Origin of the sequence: Shewanella mangrovisoli (genome assembly GCF_019457635.1) — a bacterium.
GTDB classification, from domain to species: domain Bacteria; phylum Pseudomonadota; class Gammaproteobacteria; order Enterobacterales; family Shewanellaceae; genus Shewanella; species Shewanella mangrovisoli.
Map to the genome: position 1 here is coordinate 4,630,204 of NZ_CP080412.1, position 12,275 is coordinate 4,642,478.

Consider the following 12,275-nt stretch of genomic DNA (forward strand, 5'->3'; position numbering starts at 1 on the left):
CGAGTTATAGATGACCCATGGAATTTGCTCACCTGTTTAGCATCAGCGTAGCCTGTCTGTAGATTTAATAACCTTACTCAGCACGCTTCGGGACAAAAGCGTGTTAGATCCCCAACTCTAATTTTTGAGTTTCGGATTAAAAATTCTATGGGTTTAACGACAAAATCAGCGGCGCGGCATTTTGCGTCCGCTGTATTTTTTGTTAGGCATTTTATTTAAAACCGATATAAACTTCTCTGTCGTTTGCTATGTCGTCAATCGCTTTGTTTAGTATTTCTTTTAATTGTTTGGCTGTCTTGTCCAACTCATAAATTCCTGCCGTTTCATTGAAAGCATTGTCTTGCTCTAAAAAGTTGTCCAATGTGAATGTTTCTGCTTGGTAATTGCTGTTTGGGTTGTGATAAAGCAATGAAATCTCGTCTTGTTTCTTTTTGTCAAATTTTGGGAATGGAATTAAGTCCCAATACTTTTGAGCCAAACTCCCGCCATTTCCGCCAACCGCATAAAGGTCAATTAGCCCTTTACTTCTAAAATAATCTAAGCAACACTTTGCAAAGATTGCTTTATTCACGTTGTGTTCTTCTTGTTGAATTGTTATACCGTGAATATTTGTAATTACTCTGTCTTGTTCTTCAATAATTACGATTGACCTACCTTTTTCAAAACCTTCTGCACCAAAAATTAAATCTCCTTTTTTCAGTGTCTTTAATGAATTAGGGTTTCCTAAATATTCTATTTTGTCAACAGTTCCATATTTTGAAAGAAACTTTGGTAACATCAAAGTGTAGAATCTGTTGTATTTCTTTTTACTGTAAACACTGTCGCCAATATTTGACACTTGTAAGTTTTGTCCACGTGAAAGCGAAAAACCTAATTCCTGTATGGTCTGAAATCCGTTTGTGTAGTTCTCTATTTGAAAAACAATTTTCTTGAAATGTTCACGATAGAGGTTTGTATCTAATCTCCCAATATTTTCAATTTCATTTATATTAGGCAATTCAAACTTAAACTTGTTTGACTTTTGATTAGATAAAAGTTCTTGTTCTATGAGATTTAAAATGTTCTCGAGCCTATTCTTGATAAGTTGTTCTTTGTTGATTATAGCTTGTGTTAGCATCTCAACAAATTTGATTGTGTTATCTGAATTGTGATTTGGCATTGGAATTTTACAATCCAAGAACAATGTTTTTGCGTGTCTAATTGTCGCCCCTTTGGGAACCATAAAGTCTAACTGCTCCCGAAAAACATTGTGTTTGATAAAAGCCAACAAATAGTATTTCTTTTCTGAAACTGGCAATTTGTATAAAGCACCTGAAAGCATATAGTTTGGATAATCTTTATCCAAAATCACGATTTCTCCAATATTGCTGTCTTTGGAAATAATCAAATCGCCTTTTTTCAAATTCATTTTCACAAAGCAATTTGGCATTATTGGTAATGCTGTTTCGCTTGCTATTTCTGGTGAAAATGTATGCTGTTGAAGTGCTTTTGTCCTTAAAAAATAATGAGTTGATTTTCCTATATAATTCAATGAGCCTACTTCTACGCCTAAATCTTTACGTTGTAAAGGCCTGACAAGAAAATCCCTTACATAAAGGAAGTTTTGGTTTGGCATTACCAAATCCATATACTGCGAAGAAGAAAGCGTAAAGTCTTTCTCTACAATATGAGAAAACGAAATTGCGGTTGGTGTTCTAACGTAACTATTGCTCATACTTACTTCGCCTTAATAAAAATATCCTGTAATTGTTTTTCTTGGCTTAAACACCATTTTTTAAAGTCTGCAACGGTTTCTGTAAATTCCTCATCAAGTAAAGCTCGTCCGTCTTTGTCAATCTCAACTTCAAAGTTCTCGTAATTGATTTTATAGTTTGGTGAGAAGAATTTTACTCGTTTGCTGGTCTTTACTTCATATCCAACTTTTTCAATGCCTTTGAAAAATACTTGATAATTCTGCTCTTTCAGTTTTGCTAATTCTTTTTCATTTGGCTTATAGGCAACAATGATTGAAGTGTTTACACCTGTCTCTGCAAATACATTAGCTGGCAAGTCAAAAATGGCAACAATTCGCATTTTGTCCATTAACCATTTACGGGCAATTTTATGAGTGTCAATACTGGCAATTGAGTTGGATAAAACAATTCCCATCCTTCCGTTTTCTTTCAAAATACGGTAAGCATTTTCAAGGAATACTACACCTAAATCTATTTTGCTCGCTTGCTTTTCGGCTTTCTTCTTTTTGCCTGTTGGTTGCTCTTCGCCTTTGTTGCTATACAAGTGCCAAAGCTCGTAGCATTGTATCATTTCCAAATCTTTGTCGTCTTTCGGCACAAATGCACGGTCTTCGCCAAATGGTGGATTGGTTAAAACTACATCAAATTTTTTAAGTTGGTTATCATCTGGTCTGTCGTCCCAATTCCCTTTTTGGTTCATTGACGGCACAAGGTCGAGAATGTCACCTTTGTGGTCAAACTTAGAAAGTAAAGAGCCGTAACCCGATTTTGCTTTTATTTTGGCGTTTCCGTCTCCGTTCAAAAGCATATTCAAGGTTGCAAGCATGACCATTTGGTCGTCAATGTCCATTCCGAAAATGTTGTTGTCGTCCAACTTGCTATTTGAGTTCACGTAGGAGACGGAAAGAAAATCGGCAATTCCTACGGTTGGGTCAATTATGGTTTCACCATTTCTCGGATTTACAATGTTTACCAAAAAGTCAATCAATGGAAGTGGTGTAACAAATTGAGCATTTTGATCTTTTGAAAATGGTGTTGCAAACTTATAAAATACCAACTGGTAAAGGTCGGTTTTATGTGAGCGCACAAAAGAGTAATCTTGAAATTGATAAACTACTTCAATTAAAACTTTGATATGATTTTCGTTTTTTACGTTTAGTGGATTGTCTTTTAATATTCGATAGTAAGTTCCTGCTGCTTCATCTCTTAACGCATTAAAACGCTTGATAAATTCTTGAAGTGCTTTATCTGCAAGAGTTTTGAAATTTTTTTCTTCGTCTGTAATGTAAAAGTCTAAAAAACGCTTTGGCGTTTTTTCATTTCTTTTTTCATCATAAATTTTCAGTGAAAGAATTTGGATAAGAATTTCAAATCCTTTTTGGTTAACCATTCCAACTTTATCCATTGTCCGCAAAATGCTACTCATAGCATCATTGATTTGCGTTGAATGAACTCCTGAAATAATATCTAAGTCGGTGATGGCTCTTTTTGAGCGGTCAATTGCAAAGGTTTCTGTCCACTCTAATAAGTCTTCAAAAGTTGGAAGATTTATGTAGGGGTCGGGAAGGTGTAAGGCAAGTTCTTTGGTTTTGCTTTCTTCTCCTTTGGTGTTAAACTCTTCGCTGTATCGTAAAAATTTATTGTTGTGCTTTCGGAATAAATAAAGTCTTTCGGTGTCATACAAAACAGCCAAACAAAAAGGTCTGCGACTTTCGTTTAGATATGCTTTGAGTTGTTTGTCCCAAACATCAGCAACATTTTTGTTGTCTTCTTTTTTAAATTCAAGTGCAACAATCAAATGTTCACGAAGCCACTCTAAACTCTCATTGTTTCCGTTTTCGTGATAGTCTTTGTATTTGTCAAACCAAGTAATGTCGTCAAAAATTGCTCCGTCAAGTTTGAGCGGTGCAGAAGATTTGTTGCCTTTCGGAAATTGAACTTCTGTCCCGATATAATCTTTGGCAAAAAGACCTGATTGCACAATAGAATACAGGAATTGCCACTTGTAATATTGTTCGTTAGGTTGTCCGTTCTTCTTTTTGAAATTGGTCTTTCGTCCAAAAGTCAAATGCTCTGGTAAGAAACAGTCGTATTCTGTTGCCGTTCCGTATTTATTGTCAAACTCGTGTTTTGCTTCTGTAAATGTCATTTTTATCTACTTCTATCTGGATGTATGTTTTGCCTAACATTTTATTAGTGCGCATGCGCGTTTACCTCGTTTGACCAGTAAAAACGCGCACAGTTAACTACTTGTATTGCAAATAACTTATCAGCTTCTCTTTAAATATACTATCTGGAAAAACGCGCATGCGCGTTTTCCAAACCTATTATCTCAAATCGCAAGCACATAACTGATTGAAATAAAATAATTATATAAATTAGTCCGTGTACAAACGCGCAAAATTTTTCCACTATTTTCCTTGATATCCGGGAATTTTAAACAATACTGTATAAAATAACAGTATTTAAGAGCGAGGGTTATCATGAGTCTAAAAAGCCCATTTCTAAGCGGCCTTCAAGAAGAAATGCGTATGCGTGGTTACAGTATTAGAACGGAAAAACCTATCTCTATTGGATCAAGGCCTTTATTAACTTTCACAACAAGCGTCACCCTGAAACAATGGGAACGGAAGAAGTTACACAATTTTTAACCTTCCTTGCCAATCAACGAAATGTGGCCATCAACACACAAAAAATTGCACTTAACGCATTAGCCTATTTGTATCAGAAGCATTTGCACCATGAGCTTGGGGATTTAGGTTTTTGCTATGCCACTAAACAGAGACATTTACCGACAGTGTTATCCCCATCAGAAATCTCACTAATACTAAATGAACTTGATGGCCGCGATAGGCTAATAATAGAACTACTCTATGGTAGTGGACTAAGAGTTTCAGAATGCCTCAGGTTACGTATCCAAGATATTGATATTGTGAGAGCTTCGCTGACCGTTAGAGACGGTAAAGGACATAAAGATAGGCAAACCATCCTCAGCCATAGATGCGCAGAAAAGCTCACTACATATATTGAAAAGGCTATTAAAATTCAACAGAATGATAACCAGCAAGGGATAGGTCCATCTCTGCCAAATGCATTAGAACGTAAGTATCCCAATGCGTTTAGGCAACACGGGTGGATGTTTATTTTCCCTTCCAGCACAACCTGTATCAATCCTTATACAGGAACACTTTGCAGGCATCATTTACATCAAAGTGTTATTCGTAAAGCGCTCGGGAATGCCGTGCGTAATATTCAAATGAATAAACGCGTCACCTGCCATACGTTTAGGCATAGCTTCGCAACCCATTTACTTCAAGCTGGTCGTGATATAAGAAGTGTTCAAGAGTTACTGGGCCACAATGACGTTAGTACCACACAAATCTATACACATGTACTTGGCCAACATTTTGCGGGAACAACTAGCCCGTTAGACACATTATAAATGTCAGAGTCCTTTTGTAACTCTGTAGCATTACTAAAATTGAGTCAACATACTGATGTTAAAGTGAGCTAGATACTACTTTGCTAACGAGGAATGGGGCATTTCTTTGTTAGAGACTTTGGAAGTAAGAGGTTGAATAGAAGCATTACTGCTTCTATTTTTATGGATTTGTCAGACAACACTTCAGCACCAATGTAACTCATTAATTTAATTGGTGTTGTGTTTTATTTGTAAATTACAGAACCCCATTTTATGTCAAAATATGCTTTAAATTTGTCAATCTATGGGTTCAGCGACAGCTATATAGATTTAATACTCAGCTTATAGCCTACTTCATTGCTGATTTTACATAAACATCGAAGCGGTTTTTCTTGGTCTCTATAGCCATGCTGGGCTTAACCCCAGCTAGATCTTCGGCATAATCGGGGCGTTTAACCACCACACGCTTACTGGCTAGGGCCATGGCGGGGGCGAGCAAACCATCGGCGTCGAGGTCTGCACCGACTAAGGTTTGGAAGACCCGCATTTCCTTTTTAACTAAGGCCGATTTGTCGCGGTGAGGGTACATAGGGTCGAGGTAGACGACATCGACCTCTTGCTCGAGCTTAGCAAGCGCTTCGAGGCTGGAACCATGGAAAAGCTGCATACGTGCACGCATCCAGTCGCCGATTTCGGTATCTTGATAGGCGCGGCGCAGACCGTCTTCTAATAATGCAGCCACCACAGGATGGCGCTCTACCATAGTCACAGTGCAACCTAAGCTTGCCAGCACAAAAGCATCGCGACCAAGGCCCGCAGTACCATCGACCACTTTTGGCGTAACGCCCTGCTTTAACCCGACAGCCTTAGCTATCGACTGACCACGACCGCCACCAAACTTGCGCCTATGGGCAACCGCGCCAGTTACAAAATCCACCACTATGCCATCGAGCTTAGGTTCATCACGCTTATGTAGCGTCAAGGTGTCTGATTCAAAACGCAATTCAAATGGCGCATCGGCATCAAACACCAGTTGCCAGCGGGCACAAATGTCCACAAGAGTTGGAAATTGCTGATTAAAAAAGACTGGAATAGGCAAAGGGATCACTGTTTAACGGGGAGAAATTGCGGCCATTATGCCAAAGAACCGCCTTGATGAACATGCAAGCAAATCCCCCTATTTGCGAGTTTCTGCTTATTGGTCAATTTGTCTAACTCATCCGACATAAGCTCAAACATGAATCACATTGTAATCTACTGATTTATATAAATTATAATCTATTTGTATGACAGTTAAGCAATTTATGTTATATCTCTTATCCCCAGTCAACCTTAGCGACTTCCGTATGGAATAAGGACATTTTTTGCTTAACTGGCTGAAAGGTTTTTTGTTTATCAGGGAGCAAGATTTTTTAAACCCCGATAGAACCATATTAAAAACCAGTTTATTGCGGATTATTTTGCTGAGTGGCGCCATTCTGACCACCAGCATAGTGCTGCACAGCTCATTGATCGCATATGAACTCAATCTCAGCTTTATTATTGGCATTACGGTCAGTTTTTTAACCGTATTATTCCTCGCGTTATGGTTCACCCGTCAATATTTACTGGCGAGCTCAATCTGCTTGCTGGCCATGGTGGTAGCGGCCTGCTTGGCAATGCTGTTGTTTATTCCCGATTTTACCTTGTCGCAGGCGGGCATTACCTTCCTGTATACGCTGCCACTGATGGCGCTTTTCCTGTTTGGTAGAAAAGTCGCCTTCTGGATGATGTGCTTCAATACGCTGCCTTTTTTATTGCTGCTGCGTAACCAAAATCTCCCGCCTATTGTCGATGTGGATATTAGCCTGCCCGCGACCCATGCTTATCTCAATGGGCTGTTGTTTATGTTTTTTAATATCTGCATCCCATTGTCAGCCATGCGGTTGTTAAAAACCCAAAAAGTCCATGCGAAGCAAATGATCCAGCATCAGCACGCATTACAGCGCTCTTTGGATCAATATGCTGAAATCTTTGACAACAATGGCACCGCCTCCTTCTTCTGTAATGAAGATGGAGTGATCCTCAACTTGAATAATGCGGCGAAACAAATCGCGGCGGACGTCACGCTCAATCGCACTCGCCTGTGTGACATTTTTGCAGTGGACCAAGATACCAACATAAATTTGCTGGCCGCCTCATTTCAAACCCGTCTAAAAAATAATGACAGCAGCCGATACCTCCTGCAAAAAGCGTCATTAGAGCACCACGATACACTGCTATTCCATTGCCACGATATCACGGCACAAGCCAACCATGAGCTCGAACTCAATCGGCTCAAAAAACACCATATCAGCACCCATTTTTATGATTTGGTCACGGGCTTACCCAACGAGAACCATTGGTACAATCCGGCCCCCAGTGCAATTCATCAAGAAATGACTGTGGCCTTGATTAAGATTGATAACCTGAGCCAAATCAATGCCGCCTTTGGCATCAGTGTGGGAGACGCTATCCTCAAAACCTTTGCATTAGAGCTTAAAGAACGCTTCGGCCATCAGGCCAAAATTTACCGCTTTAGGGGGGCATCCTTCGCCCTGGAACTCACTGAACAGCCACTCATCTCGCCAGAGACACTCGCACCACAGTTGCGTCTACGCATCCCCACAAGTTTAAAACTAAAGCAAGAACAACAAATTGAATACCATTTAGAGTGTCGCGTTGGTTGTAGTTCGGGTAATAAATCCGCTCCACAACAAGCCGCAGAGCAATGCTTGATTGCCATTAAACAAACCACCCAAGCTAACCCAGTTATGGTGTATTACGTTGGTTTAATTAACAATTTACTTGAAGCCTCCTCGCAAGAAAGCAAAATCCGCGACGCACTAAAACACAACCGACTGGAAATGTGGCTGCAACCCAAAGTGTTAGCCGATGGCCATATTGTCAGCTTCGAAGCACTCGCCAGAATGTTCGACAAAGACGACAGCATGATTATGCCAAGCACCTTTATCCCCATCATAGAGTCATCGCAGTTGCAGGCAATTTTCGCCATTAAAGTGTTTAGGCAATTACTCCAATTGATCCGTGCTTGGCCAAAAAATGTGCCTATGACTAAGATTGCCTTCAACCTATCGGGACAAGATATTCTGTCGGATCGCTTCTTCAAGGTGCTGATCCAGACGTACATTAACCATCCCGAACTCATTCCAATTTTAGAAATTGAAATCACCGAAACCTCAGTGTTTTCTACGCACAAAGAAACCGGCAGGCGCTTAAATACACTCGCGAGAATGGGCGTTTCCATTGCTATCGATGATTTTGGGACTGGCCACGCATCCTTGAGCCAGCTGATCGATATCAGTGCCGACACCATAAAAATTGATCGCTACTTTGTCAGCCAGCTCGGCATTAGCGAGCGCCATACGCAAATAGTCAACGCGGCGATTCTGTTGGCGAAGAGTCTAAAACTCAATGTAATTGCCGAGGGGATTGAAACAGAAACCCAATTGATACAACTCACGGCGCTAGGGTGTGAGCAGTTCCAAGGCTACTTATTTGGCAAACCTGCACCAGCCTCGCTGTGGCTAAAAACCTATCAAATGCAAACACCCACCCACTGGTTAGCCCAGAAAAAAACAGCTAACTGAGGCATTCGTTTTACGCTTTAGGGCATCCTAGGTATAATTGCCCACATGCGTTTGCCTCCCTTTGCATTGTTTGCAAATAACTAGGATCCTCCATGTTAAGTTACCGCCACGGTTATCACGTCGGCAATTATGCCGATGTGTTGAAACACGCTATTTTGCTGCAAACCTTGCAGTTAATGCATAAGAAAGACAAACCCTTAGTCTATATCGATACCCATGCGGGTGCGGGTGGTTATGCGTTAACGGATGAGTTTGCCCAGAAGACAGGTGAATACCTCGAAGGCGTAGCTAAGCTTTGGAATAAAACCGATCTGCCAAAATCTCTGCAGGATTATGTGGATGCGGTGCGTCACTTTAACGAAGACAATCCAGAAGAACTCAACTTTTACCCAGGTTCTCCCGCCATTATCGATATGGAGCTGGGGCCGAAGGATCGTATGCTGCTGCACGAATTGCACGGTACCGATCATCTGCTGCTGGATGAGTATTTCGAGCAGGATAAGCAGGTAAAAGTCATCAAGGGCGACGGCCTTAAAGGATTGATTGCTGCGGTACCGCCACTAGAGCGCCGCGCACTGGTGCTTGTCGACCCCAGCTATGAGATTAAGACTGACTATCAAACGGTCGCCGAGACCTTAATCAAGGCGCATAAACGCTTTGCCACGGGCGTATTTATGCTCTGGTATCCCGTAGTTAACCGCGCGCAGACGGAAGAAATGCTTGCCCGCTTAGCTGGCAGCGGTATTAAGCGCCAGCTGCGTATCGAACAGGCAATCAAACCGGACTCCAATGAATTTGGCATGACAGCCGCAGGCCTATGGGTGATTAACCCACCTTGGCAACTGGATGAAATCGCGACCGACATGCTCGACTATCTTGGCAAAAACTTAGGCCAAGCGGATGGCAATGTCATCGTCAAATGGGAAGTCGGCGAATAAGCAAATCCTATTGCGTCCTCATCGCATGTAGCAGAGCAGCGTCACCTCCTAGGTACGCTGCTTTTGTTTTTTCAGCATGAAATCACCTAAGCTCGGGATAAGTAGAGCCACTGAATTGGCATCTTTTCGACACTCTTTACCCCGAGTTCAGGTTAAATAGAGAGTGGCAGTGCCGCTAGACTTTGGCGCTGCGGTAACGTTTTAGCAGAATTTGCACCCGCTCCACATAGGCTTGGGTTTCTGGATAGGGAGGAATACCGTTATATTGGGTCACAGTGGTTGGCCCTGCATTGTAGGCCGCGCAGGCCAATGCAATATCACCATTAAACTGTTTTAGCATTTGCGCCAAATACTTACTGCCACCGAGAATATTCTCCTCCGGTAAAAAGGCATTGGTCACGCCCATCTCTTTGGCCGTTTCGGGCATCAATTGCATCAAACCCATTGCGCCAGTGCGCGACAAGGCTCTGGCATTAAAAGCCGACTCGGCATGAATCACGGCACGGATAAGTGCTGGATCTAATTGATGTTTATGGGCCGCACGGCTGATCAAACTATCGTAATTGCGGGTAAACAACCGAATGCCATTCCAGTCAATTTTGGAATCAGGACGACAGGCAAAACAGTCATAGAGCAGGATTTGATACTCATTGGTGGTCGGCGCTTTATCGGTAAAAGCAGTGACACCATTGGCCTGTAGATATTGATAAACTTTGACTTTTTCTTGCCCAGTGTTACTCACAATACCGCTTTCAGAATAACGGGCCACAATACGGGGCTTAGGCTTGGCTTCTTCGGCAAACGCGGCCGCAACACTTCCCCAAGCCAAGCACAAACCAAGGCTAGCTATGGCTATCGACTTAAGGCAAAGTGGCGAAGAATGCGTTGCTGGCATCAAAGTCCCGTATGTTCGTTGAGTTTAAGTACTTCAATAATAGCAAAGAGTTGCTTCATCTCACGGTTTAACTGGCTAAATTCCGCCGAAAAATGCGCACTGTCAAAGATAGATCGCATTTGGAAACGACTGCGGCGATTAGGCAAAAACAAGATCAAACGGTTGCGAAAGAAGGCGCATTGAATCTCCCCATCGAAGGACTTTGCCAATTGCTGCAAGCGCTCCATAAAGGCGGTATTGAGCAAATAGCGCGACTCGATTTGATCCGTTGAAAACACATCGAACTCTTTTTCGAACAGGGGATCTTCAAGCTTCACCCTTTGCAGCCCTGAGTGGCTGTCGGATAAAAAATTTGCCAGTCCGCCGCGATCCTTTAATACCACGGTATGACCAATAAATTGCTTATGGCTACTCAGCTCAACCACAGTGCCGCGAAAGCGAGTCTCGGTGCGAGTCACGGTTCGGCGTTTATTGCCGTCCCACTCCTCCACTCGCACGTCTTTGGTCAGGGTTAACTCATTGACGACTAACTCAATGCCCTTGTATTGACCTTGAATATAATCACCAAAGCTCGCCTTATCGTAATTGGGTAGCACCTTAGCCGCAGTGAGGCGATTCATGTCGAGGCGCATCTCACGGTTGTAGATAAAATCCTCACCAAAGTACTTAAACATGATGGGATAAATTTCTTGCTGCACTTGCCGCTTAAACTGCCGAGTCGGTGTAAAACTCCAAAACCCTAATCCCAATAGCGCGACTAACGGCAGTGGAAACAGCATGAGTCCACGGCTATGCCCCAATAGCGCTAACAGCACAAGACCTGCGACAATCGCCAAACTAAGATACAAGCGTTTACGTGTCGCCTTAAGGCTGTTGACGCGCTTGGTTTCATAGCGGGCGGCCAGCGGCGCCAGCTGGGTATCGTAGTACTCCTGCAGCGACTCGCTATCCGAAGCGTCCGCCGACAATCTTGCCGCCTGCCGCTGAGCCTTGATAGGACTGCCGAAGATAAAGGTGATTATATTCATTCAGTTAATATGTTTGCGGAGCCTATATTGGCCCCGCAAATATCGAAGGATTACAGATAATCCGCCGCGTCAATGGGCGCTTTAGAGGCTTCATTCACCTCGTAGAATGGCATCACCTTAATGTTTGCCATCGACGCAATAATCGACCCAGGGAAAATCTCAACGGCGGTATTTAGCTCAGACACCGCCGAATTATAGAAACGGCGGGCAGCAGAGATATGGGCTTCAACCTCATTATAGGTTTGCATCGCCTCGAGCATAGTGTTGTCTGACTTCAGCTCGGGATAGCTTTCAACGCTCACCATCAAGGCACCCATTTTATCGTTAAGCTTCTCGGCTTGCGCGATATGCTCTTTCACCGCATTCGGATCTGTCTTGTTGTAATTGCGGGTTAATTGCGTACGTAGCTCAGTGATTTCAGTGAGTAATGACTTTTCATGATCCATAAATCGCTTGGCGATTTTGAGGATATTGGGCACAAGATCGGCGCGCTTGGCTAACTGCACATCGATCCCCGACAGGGCTTCGAGGGCGGTATTGCGCTTTTTGACTAGGCTGACGTACCAAAGATAGGTGACGATAAAAATCAGCGCTAATCCTAATAACAGTTTGTCCATCTTCCATCCTTAGG

General features: G+C 42.5%; 8 protein-coding genes and 1 pseudogene. 3 read left to right on the forward strand and 6 right to left on the reverse strand.

Annotation, left to right across the window (positions count from 1 at the left end; all coding sequences use genetic code 11):
• Window positions 1-211 precede the first annotated feature (211 nt).
• Window positions 212-1,714 (reverse strand): restriction endonuclease subunit S domain-containing protein, encoded by a 1,503-nt coding sequence (locus tag K0H60_RS20135; RefSeq protein ID WP_220056846.1) that lies wholly within the window; start codon window positions 1,712-1,714, stop codon window positions 212-214.
• A gap of 2 nt (window positions 1,715-1,716) precedes the next feature.
• A complete protein-coding gene (locus K0H60_RS20140; RefSeq protein WP_220056847.1) occupies window positions 1,717-3,882 on the reverse strand; it encodes an HsdM family class I SAM-dependent methyltransferase in 2,166 nt (721 codons plus the stop codon).
• 334 nt (window positions 3,883-4,216) lie between these two features.
• Between K0H60_RS20140 and K0H60_RS20145 the strand changes: the two are divergent.
• A pseudogene (locus K0H60_RS20145) lies at window positions 4,217-5,175 on the forward strand (integron integrase).
• Window positions 5,176-5,503: 328 nt separating this feature from the next.
• On the opposite strand, the gene K0H60_RS20150 reads toward K0H60_RS20145, so the two are convergent.
• Complete coding sequence (locus K0H60_RS20150) at window positions 5,504-6,253, reverse strand: class I SAM-dependent methyltransferase (protein WP_220056848.1); 750 nt, start codon at window positions 6,251-6,253, stop codon at window positions 5,504-5,506.
• Window positions 6,254-6,518: 265 nt separating this feature from the next.
• Between K0H60_RS20150 and K0H60_RS20155 the strand changes: the two genes are divergently transcribed.
• Window positions 6,519-8,783 carry a GGDEF domain-containing phosphodiesterase gene (locus K0H60_RS20155; protein ID WP_220056849.1) on the forward strand — a complete coding sequence of 755 codons (2,265 nt, stop codon included), beginning with the start codon at window positions 6,519-6,521 and terminating at the stop codon, window positions 8,781-8,783.
• 92 nt (window positions 8,784-8,875) lie between these two features.
• Window positions 8,876-9,721, forward strand: coding sequence for a 23S rRNA (adenine(2030)-N(6))-methyltransferase RlmJ (locus K0H60_RS20160; protein WP_220056850.1), 846 nt, complete (start codon window positions 8,876-8,878; stop codon window positions 9,719-9,721).
• Between the two features lie 175 nt (window positions 9,722-9,896).
• On the opposite strand, the gene K0H60_RS20165 is transcribed toward K0H60_RS20160, so the two are convergent.
• Genes K0H60_RS20165 through K0H60_RS20175 form a run of 3 tightly spaced genes read right to left on the reverse strand, consistent with a single transcriptional unit; the run spans window position 9,897 to window position 12,261 of the window.
• Window positions 9,897-10,616 carry a lytic transglycosylase domain-containing protein gene (locus K0H60_RS20165; RefSeq protein WP_011718753.1) on the reverse strand — a complete coding sequence of 240 codons (720 nt, stop codon included), beginning with the start codon at window positions 10,614-10,616 and terminating at the stop codon, window positions 9,897-9,899.
• Window positions 10,616-11,644 (reverse strand): DUF3137 domain-containing protein, encoded by a 1,029-nt coding sequence (locus K0H60_RS20170; RefSeq protein WP_220056851.1) that lies wholly within the window; start codon window positions 11,642-11,644, stop codon window positions 10,616-10,618. Before K0H60_RS20170 ends, K0H60_RS20165 begins: the two co-directional genes overlap by 1 nt.
• Before the next feature lie 50 nt (window positions 11,645-11,694).
• Window positions 11,695-12,261, reverse strand: coding sequence for a LemA family protein (locus K0H60_RS20175; RefSeq protein ID WP_011624553.1), 567 nt, complete (start codon window positions 12,259-12,261; stop codon window positions 11,695-11,697).
• Between the last annotated feature and the right edge of the window lie 14 nt (window positions 12,262-12,275).